Genomic DNA, 26,590 nt, shown 5'->3' with positions numbered 1-26,590 from the left:
GACGGCTTTTCTCTTGCCTAATAGGCAAGGATGAGCCCAAGTTTTCAAATGGGGAGGACGTTTATGAGCATACGAAAATATCTGTCCGGCGTACTCGTCGTTTTTCTTTTTATACAGATGGCTCTTACGCCGGCAGCGATGGTAAAAGCTGCTGCAGCTCCACCCAGCTTGTCAGCTGAAGGTGCAGCGCTAATCGATGTAGAGAGTGGGCGGATTCTTTATTCCAAAAACGGTACGAAAAAAATGAGGATCGCGAGTCTGACCAAAACGATGACAGCAATCGTAGCGATCGAGATGGGCAAATTGGATGCACAGGTAACGGTTCCACCACAAGCAGTTGGTGTAGAAGGCTCATCGATCTACTTGAAAAATGGGGAGAAGCTCACGCTTGAGGAACTGCTGTACGGTTTGATGCTGCGATCTGGCAATGACGCAGCCGTCACCATCGCAACGCACATCGGAGGGTCAGTGCCTGGATTCACTTACTTGATGAATGAAAAGGCTGCGATGATTGGAATGGAGCATACGAATTTCACCAATCCGCATGGTTTAGATGACAGTAACCAGCATTACTCCACCGCAGAAGATATGGCAAAGCTGTCCGCCTACGCCTTACATAATCCGGTATTTCGTCAAATCGTTTCAACGAAAGTCAAGGATATTTCATGGGAAGGCGAGCAGTGGGATCGGCGTCTACTCAACAAAAACAAGATGCTTCACTTATACAACGGTGCTGACGGTGTGAAAACGGGATACACCAAAATCGCGAAGCGCTGCCTAGCATCTTCTGCCACGCGGGATGGAAGGCAGCTGGCCACGATTACCCTGAATGCTTCTGATGACTGGAACGACTCCGCCAAGCTGATGGACTGGGGCTTTGCGAATTATCCGCTACAAGAGCTAGTCAAGAAAGGGCAGGAGGTAAAGCCTGACACGCCAGTCACACTCGAACCAGGAATTCATCTTGTCGCAACAAACGCTTTTCAATATCCGTTGCAAACGGCAGAGGCAGAGGAGATTCACAAGCGCGTCGTTATGGGAGAATCAACAGTTACAGCGAAGATGAATGGTCAACTGGCAGGGTTTCTTCAACTCTATTTAAAGGAGAAGATGATTGGTCAGGTTCCATTGCTAGTTAGTGTGGATGTGCCGACTTTAGCAGCTCCGCAGGCTTCACGCTCCATGTGGCAGCCATTTTGGGACATAGTGTCAGGGGGGCTGTGGAGTGCTTAATGTCATCTGGCTCGGTCTCATTGTCATTAGCATTGTCGTTGCGGCCATGACGGGGCGGATGGAAGCGATTAACGCAGCAGCGTTTGAGGGAGCTAAGACGGGAGTAACCGTTTGTCTCGGTCTTCTTAGTGTTCTCGCTTTTTGGATGGGAATGATGCGGATTGCAGAAAAGTCAGGACTCCTTGAGCTATTGGCGCGGGTATTGTCACCGATCATTCAAATCCTTTTTCCTGATGTACCAAAAGGGCATCCTGCTATGGGATATATCCTCTCAAATATGAGCGCAAACCTGCTCGGGCTGGGAAATGCAGCAACTCCAATGGGGTTGAAAGCCATGGAAGAGCTCCAAAAGCTAAATCCAGACAAGCAAAACGCTTCGGCTGCCATGTGTACGCTGCTGGCGATCAATACGGCGAGTATTACGATTATTCCTACGACGATGATCGCGATCCGCATGCAGTATGGCTCCGTGAATCCCGTAGAAATCGTAGGCACTACGCTGTTATCTTCCTTTGCTGCCACCATTGTCGCCCTGTTGATTGATCGCATGTATCGTTATCGGCATATACGAAGACACAGATAGGGGGAGTCCTTATGTACCAATGGGTATCCCTGCTCTCTCTTTGGGCCATTCCCGTTACGATTGCCTTTGTCTTGTTGTATGGGTGGCGGAAACAAGTCCCCGTCTACGAGACGTTTGTAGATGGAGCAAAAGGCGGCTTAACCACTACGATTCGCATACTCCCACATCTGATTGCCATGATGGTCGCGGTGAGTATGTTTCGGGAGTCAGGAGCATTGGATCTATTGCTTCGCGCGCTCAAACCGCTTCTTGACCTGCTGCATTTTCCGGAAGAACTGGTCCCGTTGGCGTTGCTTCGTCCATTGACGGGAACAGGCTCACTTGCGATTGCAACAGATCTGATCGCACAGTACGGTCCCGATTCTTTTTTGGGCAGACTGGCAGCTACCATGCAAGGGAGCACAGATACGACGCTGTATGTCCTAACCGTTTATTTTGGCGCAGTTGGCATTCGCAATTCTGCTTATGCGCTAAAGGTAGGCTTGTGGTCAGACCTAGCTGGTGTCATATTCTCGCTGCTCATCGTCTCCTACATTTTCGCTTAATAGAGTTCAAAAAGTGTAGATAGTGAAAACTTCCTCATGGATATGGGGAAGTTTTTCCCTTTTTCTTGTCCACACTAGTAAGAATGGGTATGATGTTGTAGAGGTGAACCAACGATGGAACGTTTACAGAAAGTATTGGCGCATGCTGGAGTCGCCTCTCGTCGCCATTGTGAAGAATTGATTGCGCAAGGCAAGGTGCAGGTAAATGGCCAAGTCGTACGAGAGCAGGGAATAAAAGTCGATCCGCTCAAGGACAAAATTGTGGTGAATGGACAGCAGGTTAAGCTGGAGCAACATGTCTATCTCTTGCTGTACAAGCCTACTGGTGTCATTACGAGCGTCACAGACCCGCGCGGCAGACGGGTAGTGATCGATCTGTTGAAGGGAATTGAAGAACGGGTATATCCAGTAGGTCGCTTGGATTACGATACTTCCGGCTTGCTGCTCTTGACGAACGACGGGGAGCTCGCCAACAGGCTGGCACATCCAAGTTATGAAATCGATAAAGTGTATCGGGCATGGGTAAAGGGAATCCCTAGTCAGGAAAAAGTGCGCAAGCTAGCAACCGGCATTCGTTTGGAAGACGGCATGACTTCTCCCGGTCAGTCAAAATTGTTGAAGACAGAGTCTAACAGCCAAAAGGCATTGGTAGAACTGATTATACATGAAGGACGAAACCGCCAAGTGCGCAGAATGTGTGAAGCGATCGGTCATCCGGTGTTGACATTGGAGCGAATCCGTTTAGGATTTCTCACATTAGATGGACTAAAGCCGGGCGAATTTCGCAAGCTTACTCATGAGGAAGTGGAGAGCTTGAAACGGGGATTGGTTCAAAAGACACGCAGCCCTCGGTAGAAACATTGATTCGTTCAAAATCTGTTCATAAGTTGTGCGCTGTCGGAAAAACTAGGAACGCTATAATAGAATGGGAAAAGGATGCAATTTATTAGCAGTAGATGGGAGTATGGCCTCATGAACAAAAGCAATCGTACATATGTCAGGATCGCGGTATTGGGTGTTTTGCTTGTAGCGCTGGTCTTTGCACTCTATTCCAGCTTTGTGAAGGACCCCGGTGCTGTGAAAGTAGGAAGCGATGCTCCGAATTTTAGTTTGGAGCAACTGAATGGACCAGAGCTGACTCTGGAAAGTTTGAAAGGAAAGGGCGTTATCCTTAATTTCTGGGGCACGTGGTGTGAACCCTGTAAGGAAGAAATGCCGGCATTGCAAGAGCAATACACGAAGTTTAAAGACAAGGGATTGGTTGTAGTCGGCGTCAATATCGGAGAATCGCCGGTTGCCGTAGAACCATTCGTAAAGCAGTTCGGGATTGACTTCCCTATTTTGCTCGATCGCCAATCGCAAATTACAAAGCTGTATCGAATCGGTCCGATTCCGACGACTTTTTTCATCGACCCTGATGGAGAAGTACAGGACATTTTTATCGGGCAGTTAGATGAAGCGATGATTGAGTCGAAAATAACAAAAATCTTGCCGTAAGTGAGGAGCAATGATGGATCAGAGAAAATGCGAATGCGGTCATACCAACCCGGTTGGGACGCTGCTCTGTGAGTCTTGCGGGAAGCCTTTGAATGTGGAAGTCCACGAGCAGACATCGTTTCCTGACATGCGTTATGAAGGAATGGCAAGACGTTCTCAAACGAATAAGACGAAGGTAATCGATCGAGTCTGGAACTTTTTTTCTTCGGTCAAAATTGCAATCGGTATCATTATTGTCATTTTGGTGGCGTCCGCAGTTGGAACCATCTTTCCACAACAAATGTACATACCAGTTCCCGTACCGACTGAAGCAGATGTTGCCCGTTTTTATACGGAATCATATGGAACGCTGGGAACGATTTTCTACGGACTTGGATTTCACAATATGTACTCGTCCTGGTGGTTTGTGACGCTTCTGGTTATGCTCGGTACGTCTTTGGTTATCTGTAGTCTGGACCGCGTAGTACCGCTGTATAAAGCGCTAAAGAAGCCACGATTGAACCAGCACAAGTCCTTTTTGAAAGGGCAAAAGCTTTTTGCAGAGGGTGAGCTTGCTCCAGAAGCCAATCAGGAAGCGATACTGGACGCCTCTGCTCTGGCATTGAAAGAAAAAGGATACCGCATTTTCCGCACGGAACGGGCGATTATGGCTGAAAAAGGCCGTTTTAGCCGTTGGGGTCCTTACATTAATCACATTGGACTGATCTTGTTTTTGGTCGGTACCCTGATGCGAAGCCTGCCTGGCTTTTTCTTGGACGAGTACGTCTGGGTGCGTGAGGGACAAACAATGGCGATTCCGAATACCCCTTACTACATAAAAAACGAGAACTACACGACAGAGTATTGGTCGGAAGAAGAAATGCCGGAGCAACTGGAGCTTAAGGGCGGAGCCATTGTGAAGAGCTACCAGACAGAGGCCATTTTGTATGAAAATAAAAGCGCTGACGTTCCAGGGAAAAAGCCGGATTTGGTAGAAGTACAGAAGGGTCCGATCGTCGTGAATCATCCGATGCAGCAGGACAGCCTCTACATTTATCAGAGTGGCGTGCAAGAGATGCAGCTTGGAGCGCTTAATTTTACAGTAGTCGATTTGAAAAACAATAAAAAAGAGATCGGTCTTATCAAAATTGATCTGTACAATCCACAGCCAGAGCAAACCATTGCGGATGGGTTTACGGTACGGATTTTGGATTACTTCCCCGATTTTATAATGGGAAAAGACGGGAAGCCGGCGACGAAAACCAATTTGCCTAAAAATCCGATGGTGGCATTGGAACTCATTGGAGAGAATGGTAATTATAACGAAAAACTGGTTTATCTAGAAGGAACCATTCTTACACAGAAAAATGATACGCGTTACGGACTCGACATCAAAATGCCTGATTTAATCGATATTGCAGGGCTGAATGTACGGGTGGACAAAGCATTGCCACTGATTTATTTAGGTTCATTCATTTTCCTTGCGGGCGTTGTGATCGGTATGTTCTGGCAACATCGTCGGGTTTGGGTACAGACGCAAGAGGGAAGTATCTTGGTAGCAGCTCACACGAATAAAAACTGGTTCGGTCTTCGTAGAGAAGTAGATGGGCTGGTTAAACAAGCGGAGCTCCCTGTCACGATAGAAGATAAAACGAAGGCTAAGGCCTAAAGCTTCAAAGGGGGTACTTACAACGTGCAGCTCATCCAACTGAGTGACTGGTTACTGGATATCGCGTTCCTGCTCTACGTTATCTCGTCTATTGTCTTCGCTGTAGCCGTGACGGGTAAAAACTGGGCAGGGCGTGATCCCAAACAACATGAAGAGCGCTATGGACGGATTGCGTATTGGTTAGCCGTTATCGGTTTTGTGGCGCAAACAGGGTATGTGATTGCTCGCTGGATTGCAGGCGGACATAGCCCGACGAGCAACATGTTTGAGTTCATGGCATTCTTGGATTACTGTATTATCCTGGCCTATTTAATTATTTACCGGATCTACAAGTTGACCTCGATTGGGGCGTTTGTTCTTCCGCTTGGGGTTATCATGCTCGCGTATTCGTACGTGTTTCCAAAGGAAATCACCCCATTGATTCCGTCTTTGCAGAGCTACTGGCTGCATATTCACGTGACTACTGCTGCACTGGGTGAAGGGATTTTGGCGGTTGGATTTGCAGCGGGTCTGATGTATTTGATCCGTACCGTACCGCAGCATATTTCCACGAAAAGTACGAAATGGTTGGAGATCGTGCTGGCTGTGGTCCTGATGCTCGTTGGATTCATCTTGATGGATTCTACGTTTGCTCGTATGGATCAAAAGACGGTATTTGAGATGAAGAAGGAAGAAATGAATGCAGCAGGACAGATGGTAAAACCGAAAGTGGAGTACATCCTGCCTGCAATTGTTGCACCTGCTGATTCAACCATCATCAAGGAAGGTCCAATGTCTCCACTCTTTGAGGCACCTACCTGGATGGAAGGAAAAGACGCAGCACGCAAATTGAACACGATGCTGTGGTCAGTGCTTACAGGGATAATTCTGTATGGCGGAATGCGTTTGATTTTCCGAAAACGATTAGGGGCTGCAATCAAGCCTTCCGTTGAGAGTGTCGATCCTGAGCTTCTGGACGAGATCAGTTATCGAGCAATCAGCATCGGATATCCGGTGTTTACCCTCGGGGCCCTTATCTTTGCGATGATTTGGGCAGAAGAGGCATGGGGACGATTCTGGGGCTGGGACCCGAAGGAAGTATGGGCATTAGTTGTCTGGCTCTTCTACAGTGCCTACTTGCACTTGCGTCTATCCAGAGGATGGATCGGTGCAAAATCAGCATGGATGTCCGTCATCGGGTTCGTCATTATTTTGATTACACTGGTCGTGGTCAACTTGGTCATTGCTGGTTTGCATTCCTACGCTGGGGTGTAGAATATCCTCGAAAAGCTGGTTTTACCACCAGCTTTTTGGACTATCTTCAAACGGTTTTACGATATTATGAGAGCAAGAGGTGTTCCAGATGGAAAAAATAGCACGTATTCTCGTAGTGGATGATGAAGAGCGCATTCGCAGACTTCTGAAAATGTACTTGGAAAGAGAAAACTTTCTGATTGATGAAGCAGATAATGGAGAGCAAGCCGTCGAAATGGCTGTGGGAAGTGACTATGATATCATTTTGCTCGACCTGATGCTGCCAGGAATGGACGGGATCGAGGTATGCCAGCGTGTTCGTGAATTCAAGGCAACCCCAATTATTATGCTGACAGCAAAAGGGGAAGAAACGAACCGCGTTCACGGGTTCGAGGCAGGGGTAGACGATTATGTCGTGAAGCCGTTCAGCCCGCGTGAGGTCATGTACCGGGTAAAAGCGATTCTGCGTCGTTCTTCCGCGACAGCTTATTTGAAGACAGAGACGTTCAATAGTCATTCTGTTCTTGTTTTCCCGGAATTGACCATTGACCACGATGCACACAAAGTCATCGCAAGTGGCCAAGAGGTGAGCCTGACTCCAAAAGAGTATGAGTTGTTGCACTACCTGGCATTGTCGCCGGATAAAGTGTTTACGCGTGAAGAATTGTTAAAAGATGTGTGGCACTACGAGTTCTTTGGCGATTTGCGCACGGTGGACACGCATATCAAGCGTCTCCGCGAAAAATTGAATCGTGTTTCTCCACAAGCTGCCAATATGATCGCCACGGTTTGGGGCGTCGGATACAAGCTAGAGGTGCCTAAGTAAAGTGGACGTTATTTTTCGCAGTGTAGTCGGAAAGCTATGGATGACCATTATTGCCTTATTTGCTCTCGTCTTGACCATCTTTAGTTTGTTGCTCGTTCAATCCTTTGACAGCTTTTATAGCAATCGGCAGTCCAAAAATTTGCACGATCTGGCAGATGGCATCGCAATCGGTTTGGCGCAGAGTCCGGATATGACAGCAGCTATGGAGATGGCTTCCAGATTTGGCTTGGTCCATCATACGGGCATGGTCATTCTAGATGAAAAAGGCAAGCAAGTTGGTATGAGCGAGGGGGCGGGACTCCCTCATATTCCAGTAGAACAATTGCTCCAAAATCCTGCATTGCGTTTGCCTGATGCGCTAGCAGGTAAGCATCCTTCTCCCAAAACGATTTATATTGATGTGAAGAATTCTGCTGATCACACGAACAACAAACATGAACTGCTTGCGGTCGCTGTGCCTTTAGAAATTGCAGCAGGGAAAACGGGCGCAGTGGTCATGTATCAGGCGATTGAAGATTTTGATGATACGGTTAGTGAAGTCAGATTTTTAATCTTTGTGGTTGGTGTCATCGGATTTGTCTCTACCACAGTATTCGCCTTTTTCCTCTCATCGCGTCTTACAATTCCCTTACGTCAGATGAAAGAAACGGCGCATCGCATTGCGGAAGGGGACTTTCATGCTGAAATCCCGATCAGGACCCAAGACGAGACAGGTGAACTGGCAGCTTCGTTTAACACGATGGCAAGCAAGCTCAATCAGTTAGTCGATGCACTGTCCAAAGAGAAGGAGCAGCTAGCGAGTGTCCTCAGAAGCATGGTAGATGGTGTTGTGATGATAGATGCGAACGGCAAACTGGCCGTAACGAATCCGCCAGCAGAACGATTTTTGCGAGATTGGGATTTCGAACATTTGGATGAGCCGGTGCCGCTGTTTTCGTTCTATCAGCAGGTTTTGCAAACGGGACAGGAAGTGACAGAGGATATCCCTGTTCAAGGGCGGATATGGTCCGTTGTCATGGTACCCTTGAATGATCGGGATCAAATTCGTGGAGCTGTCGCAGTTCTTCGGGACATCACGCAGGAACGTAAGCTAGATAAAATGCGTAATGATTTTGTAGCTAACGTATCCCATGAGCTGCGAACACCTCTATCCATGTTGCAAGGGTACAGTGAAGCGATTGTGGATGATATCGTGGCTACACCGGAAGAGCATAAAGAATTGGCGCAGATCATCTATGACGAGTCAGCGCGTATGACCAAGCTGGTGAATGAATTGCTCAGCTTGGCACGGATGGAAGCGGGGCATGTTGAATTGTTCCAGGAGACGATGGAACTGCGTCCGTATTTGGAGCGCATTCAACGTAAATTCACCAATTTGGCGAGAGAACGAGAAATCCATCTCTTCCTCGAAATATCGACGACACACACGCATGTGCTCATGGATCCTGATCGCATGGAGCAAGTGCTAACGAACTTGATCGATAATGCGCTGCGGCATACGCCAAGTGGGGGAAGCGTCACCATTCGGGCTCGCGGGGATAAAACGTTGCTGGTTGAGATAAGCGATACAGGCAGTGGCATTCCGCAAGAAGATTTGCCGTTTGTTTTTGAGCGATTCTATAAAGCAGACAAGGCTCGCACACGTGGACGACTAGGTGGAACTGGTCTTGGACTAGCCATCGCGAAAAACCTTGTTGAGGCACACGGGGGCACCATCAGTGTGCAAAGTAAACTGGGTGAGGGAACGACTTTTACAATCGCCTTGATGCTGCATAAAAACAAATAGGAGTGTAGAGAGAAATGATCAAAACGATCTTATTTGATGTTGACGGGGTTATGTTGAGTGAAGAGCGTTACTTTGATGCTTCTGCATTGACAGTGTGGGAATTTTTGTACAGCCCGCAGTATGTGGGGCTTGCAGGCGAGGAATTCACACCTGCTCCAGAAGAAGCGCAAATCAGACGAGTGCGCGAGCAAGTTTTCGCTCATGATGAAGTGCTGAATTTCATCAAGTCACGTGGAATCAACTCCAACTGGGACATGGTTTTCCTCGCGTTTTCCTATCAGTTGATTCGTTTGATTGAAGCGGTTAAAACGCAAGTTCCAGAAGCAATGAGCCTTCTTGTCGAACAAATTGATCGACCGCAACTGGCAAAAGTGAAAGAGTGGGCAGCTACTTATGCTCCTGATTTCCAAGTAGACTATGCAGCGTTCACCACTGATTTTGCCAAAGGTTCTGCACAAAAAGCAGAAATGCTACTCTACTTGAATCAAATTGCAAAAGAGCGTTGCGGTATTTCAACAGAAATGTTCTCTCGCAATAGTGATCTATGGCAGTTGATTCAAAAGACGTTTCAAGAATGGTATCTCGGTGATGAGCGCGTGGCGGCATCGATTGGCCGTGAAACCATGCAGCCAGGCAAGAAGGGCTTCTTGTCGGACGAGATTCCGATTGTACCACCTGCAGAAATGGTCGAGTTGTTCCGCACGTTAAAAGAAAAAGGATATACACTGGGGATTGGAACAGGCCGCCCTACCATCGAGACGCATGTTCCCCTCAGTGAGATGAATATACTGGAATGGTTCGACCCGAACCGTGTCGTAACTGCCTCTCACGTACTCGACGCGGAAGAAGCGTTTCCTAGCTTTGCGCCGATGTCCAAGCCACACCCTTATTCTTATGTAAAAGGGTTACTCGGACTCGATTCACCGATTAGCGATGCTGTCCATTTTTCTTTGCCAATCGAAAATGGAGAAGAGGTGCTGATCGTCGGCGATTCACTCGCAGATTTTCTAGCGGCTCGCTCAATCGGTTGCAAGTTTGCAGCGACATTGACTGGGCTGTCTGGTCAAGACGCGCGCAGCAAGTTTGAAGAGGAAAAAGCAGATTTTATTCTCGATGACGTTCGCGATATCCTTTCCATTCTGTAGTTAAAAAACTCCGCCGTATGTAGTGAAGTGCACCCCTTAAAGTAGACATTGGAAAAACCCCTACGGTTTACCGATGAAAACTTTAGGGGGTGTATTTTTATGCCAGCAAAGAAAGGGCAGAAGTTTAAGCATTATAGTGAAGAACTTAAGTTGCAAGCAATTCAGATGAGATTAAAGGGTGTTTCCAAACGGGTGATCATGGAAAAATTGAAAATTCATGATGAGGACCGACTAAAGGTCTGGATGCGGAAGTATAGGAAACTCGGAGAGTTTGGTCTTCTAGATCAACGTGGCCGTCGCGAAGAATACATAGATGCAAACAGATATATCGAAAAGTTAAAGCGGGAGAATAAGATGCTAAAAAAGTGCTTGGAAATCTGGATGCGGGAGGTGCAGTCCATAAGTATGCCGCAATCAAGAAAGCAGCAGGAGAATACACCATCAGTGAGCTCTGTAAGCTGTTTGGCGTCTCAAGAAGTGGATACTACGCATACTTAAAACGCCAAGGAATAGATCGGGACAAGTCTATGAAAGATTTAGTCCAGGCTGTGTATAAGAAGTACCACGGTAAATATGGGTATAGACAAATCCAACTATTTCTCCTGCAAGATCATGGGGTGTGGGTCAATCATAAGAAGGTACTACGTCTCATGCAAGAAATGGGGCTCCGTTCTCGAATACGTCGCAAGTATCGTTATCACCTTGCTTCATCGGTTGGGGGGCGAGTTGCCCAAAATATTCTACAGCGTAATTTCAAAGCAGATGTGCCCAATCAAAAGTGGGTAACGGATGTCACACAGTATCGTGTTGCGGATACTTGGCTCTACCTGTCTGCTATTAAAGATTTGTTTAATAACGAAATCGTGGCCTATCACATGGATGTTCGCAACGACAATCAATTGGTCCTACGGACCTTTGAGAAAGCTTTTGAAAAGACGAAAGACGTGACTGGACTGATCGTTCACAGCGATCAAGGATTCCAATACACGTCCTACGCTTACCACGACATGCTGCCAAAGGTTGGCGCCCAAATCAGCATGTCTAGAAGAGGCAACTGTTATGACAATGCCTCGATGGAGAGCTTCTTCTCGCATCTTAAAACGGAAGGGCTCTATCCTTATGATATCCGAAGTATCGATGAGGCACAAAGGAGAATCGAGAAGTACATTGACTTCTACAACGAAAATCGCCCGCAGAGAAAATTAAAAAAGCTGACGCCTGTTGAATTCAGACGCCAGCTAGTGGCCTAACGGCCCGGGTTTTTCTTACTGTCCACTAAACGGGGCCTTGACCAGTAGAAACGGCGGAGTTTTTTTATTCCCAACAAATCGATTGCAAGCATTTGAAGCGAAAGGCGTGGATCAAAAAGGATTCTATCATGTTGAGACGAACGATTACTTCGAAAGAACCATCCTCTCGTGAAAAAAATAGGACATCCGTGTAGTCTTTGTTCCCCTCAAAATAACGACGTACCTCTTTGACACGTGCTCGCATGGACTCGGATTTAACGACAATGTGGTAGGTAGCATCTTGCTGTGAAATTTGTTCCTTGATCTCAATTTCTTCTTCATTAAAGGTGTAATGGAACAATAGGGATTCCTCCTCACCAAATAAAATAGCGCAGGTAAACGTAGACATGAGCAATCATGATAGACAGGATCATCAACGGGAAGGCGACCTTCATAAAACTGAAAAAGCCGATATGATGTCCTTCCTTTGCAGCCAAGCCAGCAACAATCACGTTGGCACTAGCCCCAATCAAAGTACCGTTACCTCCTAAACACGCTCCAAGTGCAAGGCTCCACCAAAGAGGCTCCAGGTTGGTGATTCCGAGGGATCCCATTTCCTTGATCATCGGAATCATTGTGGCAACGAACGGGATGTTGTCTACAAAGGCAGAGGCGATTGCGCTCAACCAGAGGATCAACAGGGAGGTCTTCATTGAATCTCCACCCGTCAGATTCATCGCTTCAGTTGCGAGCTTTTTGATCACGCCCGTTTCCACTAAACCAGAGACGAGAACAAACAGGCCGATGAAGAAGAAAATCGTATTCCACTCGACTTTACTGATCGCGTCTTCTAAATAATGCTCTCCAGTAAGGAGAAGCAAAAGAAAAGCTCCAGTTAAAGCAATGGTTGCGGATTCCAAATGTAGGGCTCCATGAAGCATGAAACCAATGATGGTCAACCCCATCACCGTCAAAGACTTTTTCAATAAACGGCTGTCGGTAATTTCATCGCGCTCATTTAACTGCATGATTTTTGCACTTAACTCAGGTGAGGTTACTAGCTGTTTGCGGTAAATCAAGACCAAGCAAACAACGGTTACAGCCATAATCACGATAATAATTGGGCTCAAATTCACGAGAAACTTCATAAAATCAAGCTCCGGTACAGAACTGCCAATCATGATATTCGGTGGGTCACCGATCAACGTAGCAGTTCCTCCGGCATTAGAAGCGATAATTTCACTGATTAAAAAAGGAATCGGATTCAGCTCGAGCTGGCGGGCGATGCTAAAAGTCACAGGTACGATAAGCAGTACGGTGGTAACGTTGTCCAAAAAGGCGGAGGCAATGGCCGTAATCAAACTCAGGTAAACAAGGATGCGAATCGGTTTGCCCTCTGCGACCTTTGCCGCACGGATGGCCACATACTTGAATACGCCGGTCTGTGCCGTAATGGCAACCAAAATCATCATCCCAATAAGTAGGCCGAGCGTGTTAAAGTCGATATGGTGAATTGCTTGTTCCTGTGTAACAATCCCGAACAAGACCATGAGAATTCCGCCGGACATGGCGACGATGGTTCGATGTAACTTTTCGCTAATAATAAATGCATAGGTAACTAAAAAGATAGCAATAGCGAATAATGCCTGGTTCGTCATAAGAAGCTCCTTCCATGGTGTGTAGAATTATCTTGTCCCATTATAGCTCTAACCAAAATAAGGGTAAAGAAAAAGACCCGGCATGTGGCCAGGTCTATTCTCGTGTAGAAGGGAGAACCTACAGCTCAATTTGTGTAACGCTCTTCACTTCCGCCAACTCGCCCATCGTATCGAGAAGCTCTGGCGTCAATGGTTTGTCGACAGAAAGCATCATGATCGCGTCTCCACCGATATCTCGGCGTCCTACCTGCATGGTTGCAATGTTTACGCTATTTTCACCCAAGATGGAGCCGACACGACCAATAACACCTGGACGGTCATTATGGTGAATGTAGAGGAGATAGCCCTCAGGCGCTACGTCAATCGCAAAGTCGTCAATTTTCACAATACGCGCACCGTAACCATTGAGTCGCGTTCCAGCCACAGTGCGTGTCTCTTGCGTCGTTTTTAAGCTAACGGTCAGTAAGTTCGTAAAGCCTTTGTTTTGTGCAGTCTTTTGCTCCGTTACGGTGATGTCACGCACTTTTGCGAGAATCGGGGCGTTCACATAGTTGACTTCCTCGCCCAGACGGAAGGACAGCACACCTTTGAGGACTGTGCGAGTCAGAGGGGATGTGTCTACATCCGTCAACTCACCGCTATATTTAATCGAAATCTCCGAAATGGAACCTACTGTCACTTGGGCAAGGAAATGGCCCAGCTTTTCACCCAACGTAAAGTACGGTTGGACTTTTTCCATAACGTGTGCAGGGATCGAAGGCAAATTCACTGCGTTTTTGAATGGCTCGTCACGAAGAACCTTCAGGATTTCTTCCGATACGTCTACGGCCACGTTTTCCTGCGCTTCAATGGTCGAAGCTCCCAGATGCGGAGTCGTTACTACTTGTGGCAGACCGACGAGAGGGTTGTCTACAGGTGGTTCTTCTTCGAAAACGTCCAGAGCTGCCCCCGCGACTTTTCCTACGGTAATCGCCTCGTAGAGAGCCTTCTCGTCAATGATTCCCCCACGAGCGCAGTTGATCAAGCGAACGCCATCTTTCATTTTCGCAAATTCACGCGTGCTGATGATATGGCGGGTTTCTTTTGTCAGCGGAGTATGGACGGTAATGAAATCTGCTTTGCGGCAAATTTCGTCGACAGTTGCGTTGGTTACACCCATCTTTTCTGCACGTTCCTCGGTCATGAAAGGATCGAAGCCCATGACGGTCATGCCAAATGCTTTCGCACGCTTCGCAACCTCTGAACCGATACGGCCCATACCGATGACACCCAGTACTTTGTTGTTCAACTCAACCCCTTGGAAGCTTTTGCGATCCCATGTACCGTCTACCAGCTTCTTGTGAGCTTGAGGGATGTTACGAGCGACAGCCATCAGCATGGCAAACGAATGCTCTGCAGTAGAGATGGTGTTGCCATCTGGAGCGTTGATGACTGGAATACCTGCTTGAGTGGCAGCGTTGATATCAATGTTATCGACCCCAACACCTGCGCGACCGACTGCCTTCAGCTTTTTGCCAGCAGAGAGTACTTCTGCAGTTACTTGGGTTTGACTGCGTACGAGGAGTGCATCGTAATCGCCAATCACTTCGATCAGTTCGGCAGGGGAGAGGTTTGTTTGACGAACAACTTCTACATCAGAAGCGTCCAAGAGTTGTTGAATTCCAAATTCGCTAAGTGGGTCAGAAATGAGTACTTTATACATGTGCAATGAGCACCTCCTGAGCAGCTTTTACACCAGCACCCAGCTCAACTGGGGCACCGATTTGGTGAAGCGACAATTCGATGGCAGAAATGACTTGCAGGACATCCAATGGCTCGCAATAACCCATGTGCCCGATGCGGAAGATCTTGCCTTTCAAGTGCTGCTGGCCGCCAGCAATCGTGATGTTGAATTGCTGCGTTAGCATTTTGCGGAGAGCTTCTGCATGAAAGACACCCTCTGGATCGCAAGAAGTTACGGTCGTCGATGCGTACTGATCTTCCGCTATCAGTTTTATGTTTAATGCTTTCATCGCTGCGCGAGTCATGTCTCTCATCAGTTCATGGCGCTTTACGGTAGCTGGTAAGCCTTCTTCCTCCAACATATCCAATACCTCGGCGAGACCGAAAATGAGGGATACAGCAGGCGTATACGGTGTTGTTTGTTCTGCCAAGCTCTTGCGGTATGCTTTCAGGTCCAAATAGAAGGCGAGCGATTTGTTTTGCTCAATCACTTGCCATGCGCGTTCACTCGCAGCGAGGAAGGCAAGGCCTGTTGGCAGCATGAAAGCTTTTTGCGAGCCGGTTACCACGATATCGACACCCCAAGCGTCCATCTCGCATGGAACCGCACCGAGGTTGCTTACCGCATCCACAATGAAGAGGGCGTCCGAATGTGTGCGGATTGTTTTCGCCAAGTCAGCAATCGGATTTTCTACCCCAGTGGATGTTTCACAGTAGGTAGCAAATACGGCTTTTACTTGTGGCTTTTTTTGCAGGAATGTTTCAACCAGCTCTGGTGTAACAGCTTTGCCCCAAGGCACTTCCACGCGATGGGCGATGATACCGTAACGCTCGCAAATTTTTGCAAAGCGCTCACCAAATGCACCGCTGACGAGTACGGCAGCTTCATCGCCAGGTTGAAGCGTGTTTACGACGCCCATCTCCAGTGCGCTTGTTCCGCTACCTGCCAAGATGTATACGTCCTGCTTGGTGCCAAAGTAAGGCTTCAGTCTTTCAGCAGTACGGGCGAAAAGGGCGGAAAATTTGCCGCTGCGATGTCCAATCATCGGTTGGTTCATCGCTGTTTGAACACGTGGTGGAATGGGGGTAGGGCCAGGGATTCTCAAGATCATTTTGTCTGCAAACATGGTTTTCTCCTCCTATAAATGTGCATATCAAAAAAACCTCCCGTTCTCACACTGCTCCTATTACAGAACAGTGAGGGACGAGAGGCTTTGCTTCGCGGTGCCACCCTCATTCGCTCTTTTTTTCTCAAAAAAGAGCCTTGGTAGGTACATGACCTAAAAGAGATAACGGATCTACCGTTTGCGTCTACTGGGATGGTGAATCCATTTTCAACGCAGCAGCTCAGAAGTGCTTAACCGTGGGAGAAACCGCCGATTCGCAGCAACCATCGGCTCTCTGGGGATTTCTCGATCACAGCGTTTCTTCGTCAACGCCGTTGTTTTATAAGGTGTTTCGTAAGATTTGTACTTACGATATCACGCCAAAATAACACCGTCAAGAAGAAAAACAAGAAAAAATGAACATTAATTATTTAATATCAATTATCGTTCGTGAATAATACTCTATTCCAAGCCAACAACATCATAAAAATGACCAAAAAACGAACATTAAGATATTAACATCACAAAAAATGGAAAAAACGCATTTTAATGTTCGGTTTTTGCTGTTTCTTTTATCTTACCGAAAAATCACAAAAGAAAGAACGGAAAGTTGTCGATCATTCGTTCAGCGGAGGAGAGGGGGACATAATGAAAAACCTCTTACATACCGGAGTACGTAAGAGGTCTCTTCCATTAGTAGATGGAATACTATTCCACTTTAATAGAGTCGGTCGGGCATCCTTCAGCAGCATCACGAACATCGTCATGCAGGATATCCGGGATTTCAACGCTGTTAGCATTGTCATCCAACTTGTTGAACGCAAGGCCCTCATCGTCGTAATCAAAGACGTCAGGAGCCGTGGCGCCACAAGCACCGCAAGCAATACAAGTATCTTTATCTACCCATGTAGTCATCGTGGTTTCACCTCCCATACCGAAGTGGTACGTCCACTATCATAGATCATTGTATGCTCTTGTTGACAAGATTTCAAGATTGAATCAGTCTAAAAATGTACGACTACTTATAAAGAGGGATTTCCGGTGCCTTCAGCACGGAGTAGAGCTGTGTATTCAAGCGTTTAAAATCTCCCGCAGATACTGCATCTGTCGCGTTCAAAATCTTCACGGCAGCGGCTAAATCCTTGATTCCCAGTGCTTGAACTTCGTTAGATGCGATGAGCAAATCGAGTCTCGCAGTCAGGTCTTCAGGATTATAGCTGCTCCATTGATTGCTTCCCGACATGGCCACAGCTGCGAGATAGGTGCGGTAATGGAACGGATACTGCTTCCACTGCGCGGTGTTAACGGTTCCAGGTAATTGCTTCGGCATGGCTTGCTTCACCACATAAGCCGATTCCCAAGATGCGATGGAGTGATAGACCATTTCCTGTGCGGTTAGCCAGTTATTTTGGAAAAGCGTCAGGCTAGCTCCAATAGAATCAGGCGTAGCATTATTTTGATCGGAACGAATCTGCTCCATACTATCCAAATACGCCCGTACACTGTTCGTAAAAGTGGAGTGAGCTTGTCTCAGCATGGGAGACGTCGGCAAGGGGACGTTTTTCTCCAGCTCTTTCCTTGTCTGGTCAGCTAATTTGCTGAGTTGTTTCAAGCCATCCGTCCGTTCACTTTCGTTCATTTGATTCCATTTATCCATCGTATCAAAATGTGCTTGTTTCAGATCAAGCAGCGGTGCATAAACGGCATAGTAAAATCGGATAAAGTCCTGTTCGTTGTACAGCTTTTGCTCACGCAGCAGTTTTTCTTTTTCGGCTTCCTTTTTCTCTGCTTCGAGTACGGCGGCTTGTTCCGACTCCAATTGTGTCTTCATATAATGGGCCCCGAAAAAAAATCCACCAACAGTGCATGCAAGTGTTATGATGATCATGTACGCCATCATAAATTCAGTTCTTTTCAATCGTTTTGTCATACTTTCCTCCAAATCCAATGATGCAGTTTACTTCGCTTACTTTAAGCTTTGAAAAATATAGAATGATGTAAGGAGTACCAATGAACAGTCGGAACAGTGCGGCAGAGGAGCAGGACCTTTTATGTGCGGTCGCCTTGAATGCCATGTTACCTCTGGCCAATGAACGAACGCTGCAATCAGCCTACTACATACTGCGTGGCAGAAAAGCCAATCAGACACTGCAAGATGTGCATTTGTATACCCTTTATCCGTATTATCGGATGTTTTCTCGTTTTCCAAGAGAGGATTGGGAGAAAATAGTTTCAACTTTATTTCAGGCTGGCTGGATTTTACCTGTTGATGCAGGTGGAACGAACTCGAAGCCGACATTTACCTTTTCTGATACAGGATTGCAGCATGCCAAACAGACGTACCAAAAATATCGTTTTGATATATGGTTCGCACCTTTTACTCAATCCGATTTGGCAGAGCGAATCGAACCATTTTGGAGCAGGCTTCATCTTATGGTGCAGACGATCTCGCAAATGCATCATGGTGATCTTGGTTTTATTCCGGTCGTTTCGGACAAGACGGCACAGCGTTGGGTAAAAAACCAATTGGCTGATAGGGCAATGCGACATGCTTGGAAACAGCAATTGTCCGACGAGCTATATCGACTGTGGGAGCCTTTGGATGAAGCTGTGCAAGAGCTTTTGTTTTGTCAGCTGTCAGGAGCTGGACAAGTAGGCAAGACCATGGGACAAGTAGCAGAGATTCGCCAAACGAGTCGTAGCTATCTCATGCTGCAATTTCGATACGGGCTTGCCGCGTCGATTCAGAGGCTGCTTGCAGAGAGCAATCATTATCCTCTTTTATCAAAACTTGTTACAGAATCACACAAGCTTGATCCACGTCTAACTGAAAGTGCTGCTCGAACGTACGCACTGCTTCAGACTGGCTGTGACAAAAAAGAAATAGCGAATAAACGACAAATGAAAGAAAGTACGATAGAAGATCATTTGGTAGAGATTGCCCTGCGTTGTCCGGAATGGGATATGACAACGTATTTGCCGGATGAGTTGGCAAAAGAGATCGTGGAGACGAGTGAGCGCCTCGATACAAGCAGACTCCGGCTCATCAAGGATCAATTGGAAGCGACAGTAACGTATTTGCAAATCCGATTGGCACTGGCACGAGCGACAAGGGGGACCAAATGAATAAACAGCTCATGTGCGACAGATTAAAGCTGCATTTTGGATACGACTCATTCCGCCCCGGTCAGGAGTCCATTATTGAACGTCTATTGCATGGACGAAGTGTTCTCGGGTTATTAGCAACAGGTGGCGGGAAATCAGTGACGTATCAGCTGCCAGCAATGCTTTTGCCGGGTCTGACCGTCGTGGTTTCCCCGTTGATCTCCTTGATGGTCGATCAGGTGCAACAGCTTCGAGCACGAAAAAAAATTCCAGCTACCTATTTGAACAGCATGCAGGATCCGACGGAGTCCCGCGAAATTTTAAAAGGGCTCTCAGAAGGTGCGTTCAAGCTGTTGTATATTTCTCCAGAAAAACTTCAACAGTCCTATGTCCAACAAGTGTTAAAGCGGGCGAGGGTGTCTCTGATCGCCATTGATGAAGCGCATTGCATCTCGCAATGGGGACATGACTTTCGTACAGATTACTTGCGATTGCCGGAAGTCGTGAAACAATTGGGAGCACCTCCTGTTCTGGCTGTGACGGCAACCGCTACGGCGACTGTTCGCGAAGAAATTTGCAGCTTATTTTCCATTAAAAAGGAAGACGTCGTGTTGCAGTCCCTAAATCGGGCGAATATCGCCTATGATCTGGTTGAAGTTGCGGAGGAAAGTGACAGGCGTTCGTATGTATTTGATCAGATGGATCGTTTGCAGGGCCCTGGGATCGTTTACTGCAGCACGCGACAAGCGGTAGATGTGTTGGCAGCCGCTTATCAACTCGACGGGAAAAAACGTGTGCACGGTTACCACGGGGGCATGAAGAACATGGAGAGAATGCTGATTCAGTCCCAATTTCTCGCGGGAGAGCTGGATGTTATTATTGCGACCAATGCGTTTGGTATGGGAATCGACAAGCCAGATATTCGCTACGTCATCCATTATCAAATGCCAGCCAGTTTGGAGGCATACGCACAAGAAATCGGGCGGATCGGCCGTGACGGCAAGCCTGGGTATGCGCTGCTTTTATTTTCGTGGGACGATTGGCAGATTCATCAGCACATGCTGGAGAAGGAGTACCCGACACAAGCGCAAGTTCAAAAATACGAGCAGTTGTGCAATACCGGAGTACCCTTGACGAACGAGGCATTGGCGATGATGGACATATCAGAAGAAATGGGCGCACTTCTTGCCTTTTATGCGGAAAGAGTGTTAGCCTCATACGAAGCTGCAGCTGCAGGAGAATCGTATCCGAAGGCTCAAATCATTTGGAAGGAAACGGAAAAAAGAAGAAGCTTTAAGCAAAAAAAGCTGGCAGAAATGGTGTCTTACGTAAGAGGGGAAAACTGTTTGCGTGCGAGCATCAATACGTATTTCAAAGAAAATGATCATCAATTTGATCTGTACTGCTGTAAGAAATGCGGACTAACTCCGAATGCGTATTTCCAAACGAATGACAATGCAAACGCAAAGAATGAACAAATCAAATGGAATTTGCGGCAGGCGTTAGACACTCTTTTGCCGAACAAATAAAGGAGAGAAACATCGAGTGAGGGAAGATCGGCTAGAGGTGGATGAAGCCACTCTTCGGCTGAATCTATGGTTGACACAAGGAATCGTGATGGGAGTGGCTGCTGCCGGTAGCTTATTGGTACTGGGCTGGGATGCTACTCTGTCCTTGTTTACTTTGCCAGGCTGGAATGCTGTGCTGTGGGCCGTGTTTGTAGCCGCAGGTATTATTATCGCGAGTATTGCAATGGATCGGTACTTGCCTAAGAGATGGCAAGATGATGGCAGTATCAATGAGAAAGTTTTTGGGGCCATGTTACCATCCACTACGATTCTCGTCTGTATGGTAGTAGGGGTGGGAGAGGAATGGCTATTCCGGGGAGTCATTCAATCGCTTACCGGGAATTTTTGGAGCAGTCTTATTTTTACACTGATCCACGTACGTTATTTGAAAAAAACGCTCATGGTCATAAGTGTATTTGGTACAAGCTGGATCTTAGGACTCTTGTTTTCCCACTTTCAGTCCCTTTGGCCCTCGATTGTGGCTCATATCCTTATTGACGTAATGTTAGCCTTTTATTTACAAAAAACGATCAAGAAAAAGGGGGAGGAAGAGTGAATCTCGAGCATAATCCATTACCACCCCGACGCTCCCGTCATACTCACCCTAAAGCGTCGTTCTCGTTTAAAAAGTGGATTCAACCGGGATTGTACTTGTTTGGATTCGTCTTTTTTGGGTTGATTGGTCTTGAGTTGTACAGGGCCAATGTCCCACACGAGTCAGCAGCTTCTGGTAGTGTTGAAGTGAAAGAAGTTAGTAAAGCAAGTCCCACTTCGCAAGGAAGCAAGGCAGGAGAAAAGGAGCCTGTATCCGTCGTTCTTGCTGCTACGCCTGATCCGAATGCAAGCGTGACCAATCCTCTTGCCAAGGTGAAAACGACCGAATCAAAACCAGTTGAGCCTGCAGTGAAGGCAACCACAAGTGTACAGACACCTGTAAACAAGGCAACTCAGATCGCGCCGGTAAAACCAGCTTCAACACCACCTACAACAAAATCGAAGGTCGTCAAGCATGTGGTGAAGAAGGGTGAAACGTTGTTTATGCTGTCACGAAAGTACTATGGAAATAATTCGAACGTAGGACGAATCGCAAGATATAACGGGCTTCATTCAGAAGCAGGGCTCGTTGAAGGAAAAATTGTAATGGTTCCCCTCTTTCAGTAATGAGATCGTGCTCCACTGGCAATGCTATCGGGAAAAAGATAAGCAGGTGGATGCAAGTGGAGTATGATACGGTCATTGTCGGTGGCGGGATTGCAGGGCTTCAAACCGCAATCCAACTAGCAAGATGCCTTCGACGCGTTGCAGTCATTGACATGCCGGGTGGTCGATCAACAGTCGCCAAAGCCTACCGAAACATTCTCGGATTTTCGGAGGGGGTTAGTGGCGATTTTTTGCGTCAAGCGGGCAGGGAGCAAGCACAAAAATACGGCGCAATCTTGATAACAGATGAGGTAACAAAGCTTGCTACTGACTCAAGCGGCTTATTTACGATAGGTACGAAAAGTGGGATACATACGCTTACTTCGCGAACGTTGGTATTGGCAACAGGCATTCGCGATCCGTTTCCAACGATCCCTGGCTTCTCTGATTGTGTAGGGATATCGATTTTCTTGTGTCCCGACTGTGACGGTTATGAAACAGTTGAGAAAGACACGGTGATCATTGGAGCGGGCCCCCAGGCTGTTTCGATGGCAGACGAACTTATTTACTATACAAGCAGGTTAACAGTCATTAACCATGCAAAAGTGCAGGTGGATACACAGGCTGTCTCTGGACTGAGCCAGCGAGGGATTATGTATCGAGAGGAAAAAGTATGTACCCTTCATCATACGGGGGGACAACTGCAAGAAATCGAGCTCTCTTCAGGTGAACGCTTGTCTGCAGAAAGAGCATTTCTTGCCTTTCCTGGTGCTCATGCTTTGACAGAGCTATTGCGTGGTTTTTCCGTGCATATTCATGAAAAGGGCCACATCCATACGAATCCACGAACAAAAGAAACGGATCATCCAAACATATGGGCTGTTGGCGATATTAATGAGCATTCGCAACAAGTGTCGATTGCCATGGGGGATGGAACACAGGCGGCCATTTGGATTCAAAAGCGGCTGCGTGAATATGAGACGTAGAAAAACGCCTGATTGTGGGCGTTTTTTCATGTACAAACATTTATGAATGAGAAGGAACCCGAACTAGCAGAGCCAAATATAAATACATCAGAAGAACAATGAGGGTAACTTTTCCTGGGAAAGCGCAGGAAATGACAGGCAACAACAAAATTTCTTTTTTCGTGAGTTGATTCGACATCGATAGGCGAAGGCAGCGTAGGTGTCATGGTAGCTTTGTTCCAGTAACTAAATGTGATATGATAGGACTACCCCGTATTTTCCAGTCCATTAAAAAATGGATGAATGCCAACAGGTATTCGCCGGAGAATGTGGAGAACTCTTACAGGCTTACCATCATATTTTGTAGTACGACTGGATGGCGAGGAGGGACAGTCATGCGTGTTGAACGCCTTGGTCAAGATAAAATACGAATCTTTTTAACTTTTGACGACCTCTCAGAGCGCGGGATAGAAAAAGAAGACATGTGGCGTGACATTCCTAAAGTTCATGAACTGTTCAACGACATGATGGAACAGGCTTATCACGAATTAGGATTTGAGGTATCAGGGCCTGTTGCAGTTGAAGTGTTCGCCTTGCCAGCTCAGGGAATGGTCGTAATCGTAACGCGTGGCAAGACGGGCTCAAAGGACGGCAAAGAGGAAGAATTCGAAGACGAGGATGTATACGAGCTAGAGGTCACATTGGAAGAAAGCGATTTGATCATGTATGCCTTCCGGGACTTTGAGCATATGGTTGAAGCCGCCCATCGCATTAACGCCCTTTTAACCAATGGAGGAGCTGCCTACTTCTACCAGGGGAAATATCATCTGGTGCTGGAGGAAGTCGACTTGGATCAGGAGCGTTATCACAAGCTAATTGCGATCCTCTCTGAGTACGGAGAAGCGACGCCGATAACGATTTATGTTTTGGAAGAATATGGGAAAGTCATCGTTGCCGACGATGCTGTAAAAGAAATATGCAGGCATTTCACGTAATCGAAAAAGAAATGTCTGGGAATATAAAACAGCACCTAGTCAACCAACTAGGTGCTGTTGCTGTCTGTACAGATTATGCTAGGCCTTCAAAAAAATCAGCTTCTTTACCTTGAATGGTATAGTTCGGAAGGCTGTGCCAAGCCAAGATGTAATGATTGTTTGGCGGAACAGAATGGTGCTCGCCTTTTGTTACACCTGGGAAAACGCGCTCTACTGATAGGTGCTGTGTTCTGTGCGCCCGCAAGGCATCTGCTACTTTTTGCATGTATTCGGGGGCGTGAATGATCGTCGTAATGCTCTCGATTGGATCCGTAAAGGGAGGCTTCATCGTACCAAATCCTTCCTCGGATGAGCGAGTCGCATAATAAAGCTTTCGCACACTCGTATCTGGGCCTAACGAAAGGACAGCCTGAGTGGTAGCATGACTAATCGCCAAATGGTCAGGATGTCCGGAGATGCCATGCGGTGCAAACGTGACGACGATTTCCGGTTGGATCTGGTGAATAGCATGGTGGATACGAGTAACGAGCTCATCTACAGGCACAGTGTTTAGGAACTTATCCTGGTATTCCCAGACGTCTACCTGATCGAAACCGAGTATGGCACAAGCGTCGCGAAGCTCTTGCTCGCGAAAACGGGGGAGTTCTTCCGGTGAGCATAAAGGTGGTTCACCAGCCTTCCCTGCTTGCCCTTTTGTTGCACACAATAGATGGGTGCTGACCTTTTGGTTTTTACTATATTTGGAAATGGAAATCCCACAGGCAAACGTTTCGTCATCGGGATGGGCAAAAACAAACAAGATAGACTTTTTTTTCATAAAAACACCTCCATGAATAAACTTCCACCTTTACTTTTTCTATTATGGCATAAATCCACTATTTCCGTAATGAAAGAAACAAGTTTGGGGACAATACAAGCATGATGGGACGCGCTTTTGAAGCTGTTGTAAAAAATGCAGCCCGTAAAAGCGGTTTCAGAAATGATTGGTAAATAATTGAATGATTATGCAAAACAAGGAACGAAAACGTTTTCGAAATGGAAAAAAAACATTTTTAAGCTTCTCATAAATGATACAAGCGTGTATACTAAAGGCGGCATTGACCGAAAACATTTTTGAGGTGGTAAGTAATGGGTAATCAAGACGTGGTAACCGAAAGCACCGAAGGGAAAGAAAAGCAAGAATCATTGAACTTGCTCCATTCAACTCAAACGGTGATCAAGGAAGCACTGGAGAAACTAGGTTACCAAGAATCGATGTTTGAACTCTTGAAGGAACCGCTACGCGTTTTGACTGTACGTATTCCGGTTCGCATGGATAATGGCGAAGTAAAGGTATTTACGGGCTATCGTGCACAGCACAACGATGCAGTAGGTCCGACCAAGGGGGGCATTCGTTTCCACCCGGAAGTTACTGAGGATGAAGTTAAAGCACTTTCTATCTGGATGAGCCTCAAAGCAGGTATCGTCGATCTGCCATATGGCGGTGGTAAAGGCGGTATCATTTGCGACCCGCGTGAAATGTCCTTCCGCGAATTGGAAAGACTGAGCCGCGGTTACGTTCGCGCAATCAGCCAGCTTGTGGGTCCTACTAAAGATATTCCAGCTCCGGACGTCTTTACGAACTCACAGATCATGGCGTGGATGATGGACGAATATAGCCGTATCCGTGAATTTGACTCGCCTGGTTTCATTACGGGTAAACCAATTGCGCTGGGTGGTTCCCATGGCCGCGAAACAGCTACTGCAAAAGGTGTAACCATTTGCATCCGTGAAGCAGCGAAGCGTCGCAACATCGACGTAAAAGGTGCTCGCGTAGTTGTACAAGGCTTTGGTAACGCTGGTAGCTACTTGGCAAAATTCATGCATGATGCAGGCGCTAAAGTCGTAGGTATCTCTGATGCATACGGTGCGCTGCATGATCCAAACGGTTTGGATATCGACTACTTGTTGGATCGTCGTGATTCCTTTGGTACAGTTACAAAACTGTTCAACAACACGATCACTAACAAAGAGCTTCTTGAACTGGAATGCGACATTTTGGTTCCGGCAGCGATCGAAAACCAAATCACAGCTGCAAATGCTCACAACATCAAGGCGTCAATCGTAGTAGAAGCGGCAAACGGCCCAACTACACTGGAAGCGACCAAGATTTTGACTGAGCGTGGAATTCTTCTGGTTCCAGACGTACTGGCTAGTGCTGGTGGTGTGACTGTTTCCTACTTCGAGTGGGTACAAAACAACCAAGGCTATTACTGGTCTGAAGAAGAAGTAGAAGAGAAGTTGGAAAAAGTAATGGTTCGTTCGTTTGAAAATGTATACTCCATGTCTCAAACTCGTCGCATTGACATGCGTCTGTCTGCTTACATGGTTGGTGCCCGCAAGATGGCTGAGGCTTCTCGCTTCCGCGGTTGGGTATAATTTTCCAAACAACCCTCCATATATTTAGAAAACATGGCTCCGCCGTTTTGGCGGGGCCTTTTTTATTGGAGACATGTGACTGTAGTGGAGAGAAGAATATTTCCAGGCTAGGCTCCGGGCTTCGTCCTGCTTAGGGATGAGACTGTCCGCTCCGAAGGGATTCGCGGGGAAACGCAAAAGTGGTAGCC

26 protein-coding genes and 1 other annotated feature are annotated in these 26,590 nt (G+C 47.0%); of the genes, 19 read left to right on the top strand and 7 right to left on the bottom strand.

The features are described 5' to 3' along the window. The first annotated feature begins 63 nt into the window (after positions 1-63). The 12 genes from PMI05_RS16890 to PMI05_RS16835 all read left to right on the top strand — a co-directional run bounded on the left by PMI05_RS16890 (position 64) and on the right by PMI05_RS16835 (position 11,746). A complete protein-coding gene (locus tag PMI05_RS16890) occupies positions 64-1,233 on the top strand; it encodes a D-alanyl-D-alanine carboxypeptidase family protein (protein WP_007724065.1) in 1,170 nt (389 codons plus the stop codon). After that, the gene (locus tag PMI05_RS16885; protein ID WP_007724061.1) at positions 1,226-1,816 is read left to right on the top strand and encodes a nucleoside recognition domain-containing protein; all 591 of its coding nucleotides are present in this window, start codon (positions 1,226-1,228) and stop codon (positions 1,814-1,816) included. The genes PMI05_RS16890 and PMI05_RS16885 overlap by 8 nt, the downstream gene beginning before the upstream one ends. A gap of 11 nt (positions 1,817-1,827) precedes the next feature. Then, positions 1,828-2,361 carry a spore maturation protein gene (locus PMI05_RS16880; protein WP_007724050.1) on the top strand — a complete coding sequence of 178 codons (534 nt, stop codon included), beginning with the start codon at positions 1,828-1,830 and terminating at the stop codon, positions 2,359-2,361. Between the two features lie 114 nt (positions 2,362-2,475). After that, positions 2,476-3,216, top strand: coding sequence for a pseudouridine synthase (locus PMI05_RS16875; RefSeq protein WP_007724046.1), 741 nt, complete (start codon positions 2,476-2,478; stop codon positions 3,214-3,216). Positions 3,217-3,333: 117 nt separating this feature from the next. Then, the gene (resA, locus tag PMI05_RS16870; protein ID WP_007724043.1) at positions 3,334-3,858 is read left to right on the top strand and encodes a thiol-disulfide oxidoreductase ResA; all 525 of its coding nucleotides are present in this window, start codon (positions 3,334-3,336) and stop codon (positions 3,856-3,858) included. A 13-nt stretch (positions 3,859-3,871) separates the two neighbouring features. Next, positions 3,872-5,506, top strand: coding sequence for a cytochrome c biogenesis protein ResB (locus PMI05_RS16865; protein WP_007724039.1), 1,635 nt, complete (start codon positions 3,872-3,874; stop codon positions 5,504-5,506). Positions 5,507-5,530: 24 nt separating this feature from the next. Beyond that, on the top strand, positions 5,531-6,760 hold the full coding sequence (gene ccsB / locus PMI05_RS16860; RefSeq protein ID WP_007724037.1) for a c-type cytochrome biogenesis protein CcsB: 1,230 nt from the start codon (positions 5,531-5,533) through the stop codon (positions 6,758-6,760). An 88-nt stretch (positions 6,761-6,848) separates the two neighbouring features. Next, a complete protein-coding gene (locus PMI05_RS16855; RefSeq protein WP_007724035.1) occupies positions 6,849-7,565 on the top strand; it encodes a response regulator transcription factor in 717 nt (238 codons plus the stop codon). A 1-nt stretch (position 7,566) separates the two neighbouring features. Further along, entirely contained in the window at positions 7,567-9,351 is a 1,785-nt protein-coding gene (locus tag PMI05_RS16850; RefSeq protein WP_007724033.1) for an ATP-binding protein, read from the top strand. Positions 9,352-9,365: 14 nt separating this feature from the next. Further along, positions 9,366-10,496: an HAD family hydrolase gene (locus PMI05_RS16845; RefSeq protein ID WP_007724032.1), complete on the top strand. Its 1,131-nt coding sequence runs from the start codon at positions 9,366-9,368 to the stop codon at positions 10,494-10,496. Positions 10,497-10,595: 99 nt separating this feature from the next. After that, entirely contained in the window at positions 10,596-10,994 is a 399-nt protein-coding gene (locus PMI05_RS31395; RefSeq protein WP_007724027.1) for a helix-turn-helix domain-containing protein, read from the top strand. After that, complete coding sequence (locus PMI05_RS16835; protein WP_238543315.1) at positions 10,910-11,746, top strand: IS3 family transposase; 837 nt, start codon at positions 10,910-10,912, stop codon at positions 11,744-11,746. Before PMI05_RS31395 ends, PMI05_RS16835 begins: the two co-directional genes overlap by 85 nt. A 64-nt stretch (positions 11,747-11,810) precedes the next feature. Here PMI05_RS16835 and PMI05_RS16830 read toward each other — a convergent pair whose 3' ends face one another. From PMI05_RS16830 to PMI05_RS16805, 6 genes are all read right to left on the bottom strand, one after another. Beyond that, a complete protein-coding gene (locus PMI05_RS16830; protein WP_007724017.1) occupies positions 11,811-12,086 on the bottom strand; it encodes a hypothetical protein in 276 nt (91 codons plus the stop codon). A gap of 13 nt (positions 12,087-12,099) precedes the next feature. Continuing rightward, on the bottom strand, positions 12,100-13,383 hold the full coding sequence (locus tag PMI05_RS16825; RefSeq protein WP_007724015.1) for an SLC13 family permease: 1,284 nt from the start codon (positions 13,381-13,383) through the stop codon (positions 12,100-12,102). Positions 13,384-13,501: 118 nt separating this feature from the next. Beyond that, complete coding sequence (gene serA / locus PMI05_RS16820; protein WP_007724012.1) at positions 13,502-15,085, bottom strand: phosphoglycerate dehydrogenase; 1,584 nt, start codon at positions 15,083-15,085, stop codon at positions 13,502-13,504. Next, complete coding sequence (locus PMI05_RS16815) at positions 15,078-16,232, bottom strand: alanine--glyoxylate aminotransferase family protein (RefSeq protein WP_007724009.1); 1,155 nt, start codon at positions 16,230-16,232, stop codon at positions 15,078-15,080. The genes serA and PMI05_RS16815 overlap by 8 nt, the downstream gene beginning before the upstream one ends. A 70-nt stretch (positions 16,233-16,302) precedes the next feature. Beyond that, positions 16,303-16,550 (bottom strand) — a binding site (T-box leader). Positions 16,551-16,919: 369 nt separating this feature from the next. Beyond that, a complete protein-coding gene (locus tag PMI05_RS16810) occupies positions 16,920-17,126 on the bottom strand; it encodes a ferredoxin (RefSeq protein WP_007724004.1) in 207 nt (68 codons plus the stop codon). Positions 17,127-17,229: 103 nt separating this feature from the next. Next, entirely contained in the window at positions 17,230-18,141 is a 912-nt protein-coding gene (locus PMI05_RS16805) for a hypothetical protein (RefSeq protein ID WP_007724003.1), read from the bottom strand. Positions 18,142-18,221: 80 nt separating this feature from the next. Here PMI05_RS16805 and PMI05_RS16800 point away from each other — a divergent pair, with 80 nt between their 5' ends. The 6 genes from PMI05_RS16800 to PMI05_RS16775 all read left to right on the top strand — a co-directional run bounded on the left by PMI05_RS16800 (position 18,222) and on the right by PMI05_RS16775 (position 23,984). Further along, entirely contained in the window at positions 18,222-19,337 is a 1,116-nt protein-coding gene (locus tag PMI05_RS16800; protein ID WP_007724000.1) for a helix-turn-helix domain-containing protein, read from the top strand. After that, positions 19,334-20,845 (top strand): ATP-dependent DNA helicase RecQ, encoded by a 1,512-nt coding sequence (locus PMI05_RS16795; RefSeq protein ID WP_007723998.1) that lies wholly within the window; start codon positions 19,334-19,336, stop codon positions 20,843-20,845. The genes PMI05_RS16800 and PMI05_RS16795 overlap by 4 nt, the downstream gene beginning before the upstream one ends. 16 nt (positions 20,846-20,861) lie before the next feature. Beyond that, positions 20,862-21,440: a CPBP family intramembrane glutamic endopeptidase gene (locus PMI05_RS16790; RefSeq protein ID WP_007723997.1), complete on the top strand. Its 579-nt coding sequence runs from the start codon at positions 20,862-20,864 to the stop codon at positions 21,438-21,440. Further along, entirely contained in the window at positions 21,437-22,045 is a 609-nt protein-coding gene (locus PMI05_RS16785; RefSeq protein ID WP_007723996.1) for a LysM peptidoglycan-binding domain-containing protein, read from the top strand. Before PMI05_RS16790 ends, PMI05_RS16785 begins: the two co-directional genes overlap by 4 nt. A gap of 50 nt (positions 22,046-22,095) precedes the next feature. Next, positions 22,096-23,010: an NAD(P)/FAD-dependent oxidoreductase gene (locus tag PMI05_RS16780; RefSeq protein ID WP_081496834.1), complete on the top strand. Its 915-nt coding sequence runs from the start codon at positions 22,096-22,098 to the stop codon at positions 23,008-23,010. Between the two features lie 374 nt (positions 23,011-23,384). Then, positions 23,385-23,984 carry a genetic competence negative regulator gene (locus tag PMI05_RS16775; RefSeq protein WP_007723994.1) on the top strand — a complete coding sequence of 200 codons (600 nt, stop codon included), beginning with the start codon at positions 23,385-23,387 and terminating at the stop codon, positions 23,982-23,984. 73 nt (positions 23,985-24,057) lie between these two features. Here PMI05_RS16775 and PMI05_RS16770 read toward each other — a convergent pair whose 3' ends face one another. Then, positions 24,058-24,801 carry a PIG-L deacetylase family protein gene (locus PMI05_RS16770; protein ID WP_007723993.1) on the bottom strand — a complete coding sequence of 248 codons (744 nt, stop codon included), beginning with the start codon at positions 24,799-24,801 and terminating at the stop codon, positions 24,058-24,060. A gap of 311 nt (positions 24,802-25,112) precedes the next feature. On the opposite strand from PMI05_RS16770, the gene PMI05_RS16765 reads away from it, so the two are divergent. Further along, positions 25,113-26,402 (top strand): Glu/Leu/Phe/Val dehydrogenase, encoded by a 1,290-nt coding sequence (locus PMI05_RS16765; protein WP_007723992.1) that lies wholly within the window; start codon positions 25,113-25,115, stop codon positions 26,400-26,402. Positions 26,403-26,590: the final 188 nt, after the last annotated feature.

Source organism: Brevibacillus sp. BC25, assembly GCF_000282075.1.
GTDB lineage: Bacteria > Bacillota > Bacilli > Brevibacillales > Brevibacillaceae > Brevibacillus.
Note: the sequence above shows the minus strand (reverse complement) of the source record. Positions and strands in the feature narration are given on the sequence as shown.

Excerpts from the sequence above, each read along its gene's own strand:
- PMI05_RS16880 (WP_007724050.1), top strand. The coding sequence starts at position 1,828 with ATGTACCAATGGGTATCCCTGCTCTCTCTTTGGGCCATTCCCGTTACG.
- PMI05_RS16815 (WP_007724009.1), bottom strand. The coding sequence starts at position 16,232 with ATGTTTGCAGACAAAATGATCTTGAGAATCCCTGGCCCTACCCCCATT.
- PMI05_RS16890 (WP_007724065.1), top strand. The coding sequence starts at position 64 with ATGAGCATACGAAAATATCTGTCCGGCGTACTCGTCGTTTTTCTTTTT.
- serA (WP_007724012.1), bottom strand. The coding sequence starts at position 15,085 with ATGTATAAAGTACTCATTTCTGACCCACTTAGCGAATTTGGAATTCAA.
- PMI05_RS16805 (WP_007724003.1), bottom strand. The coding sequence starts at position 18,141 with ATGACAAAACGATTGAAAAGAACTGAATTTATGATGGCGTACATGATC.
- PMI05_RS16825 (WP_007724015.1), bottom strand. The coding sequence starts at position 13,383 with ATGACGAACCAGGCATTATTCGCTATTGCTATCTTTTTAGTTACCTAT.
- PMI05_RS16775 (WP_007723994.1), top strand. The coding sequence starts at position 23,385 with ATGCGTGTTGAACGCCTTGGTCAAGATAAAATACGAATCTTTTTAACT.
- PMI05_RS16780 (WP_081496834.1), top strand. The coding sequence starts at position 22,096 with ATGCAAGTGGAGTATGATACGGTCATTGTCGGTGGCGGGATTGCAGGG.
- PMI05_RS16810 (WP_007724004.1), bottom strand. The coding sequence starts at position 17,126 with ATGACTACATGGGTAGATAAAGATACTTGTATTGCTTGCGGTGCTTGT.
- PMI05_RS16765 (WP_007723992.1), top strand. The coding sequence starts at position 25,113 with ATGGGTAATCAAGACGTGGTAACCGAAAGCACCGAAGGGAAAGAAAAG.
- resA (WP_007724043.1), top strand. The coding sequence starts at position 3,334 with ATGAACAAAAGCAATCGTACATATGTCAGGATCGCGGTATTGGGTGTT.
- PMI05_RS16855 (WP_007724035.1), top strand. The coding sequence starts at position 6,849 with ATGGAAAAAATAGCACGTATTCTCGTAGTGGATGATGAAGAGCGCATT.
- PMI05_RS16795 (WP_007723998.1), top strand. The coding sequence starts at position 19,334 with ATGAATAAACAGCTCATGTGCGACAGATTAAAGCTGCATTTTGGATAC.
- PMI05_RS31395 (WP_007724027.1), top strand. The coding sequence starts at position 10,596 with ATGCCAGCAAAGAAAGGGCAGAAGTTTAAGCATTATAGTGAAGAACTT.
- PMI05_RS16845 (WP_007724032.1), top strand. The coding sequence starts at position 9,366 with ATGATCAAAACGATCTTATTTGATGTTGACGGGGTTATGTTGAGTGAA.
- PMI05_RS16800 (WP_007724000.1), top strand. The coding sequence starts at position 18,222 with ATGAACAGTCGGAACAGTGCGGCAGAGGAGCAGGACCTTTTATGTGCG.
- PMI05_RS16875 (WP_007724046.1), top strand. The coding sequence starts at position 2,476 with ATGGAACGTTTACAGAAAGTATTGGCGCATGCTGGAGTCGCCTCTCGT.
- PMI05_RS16770 (WP_007723993.1), bottom strand. The coding sequence starts at position 24,801 with ATGAAAAAAAAGTCTATCTTGTTTGTTTTTGCCCATCCCGATGACGAA.
- PMI05_RS16865 (WP_007724039.1), top strand. The coding sequence starts at position 3,872 with ATGGATCAGAGAAAATGCGAATGCGGTCATACCAACCCGGTTGGGACG.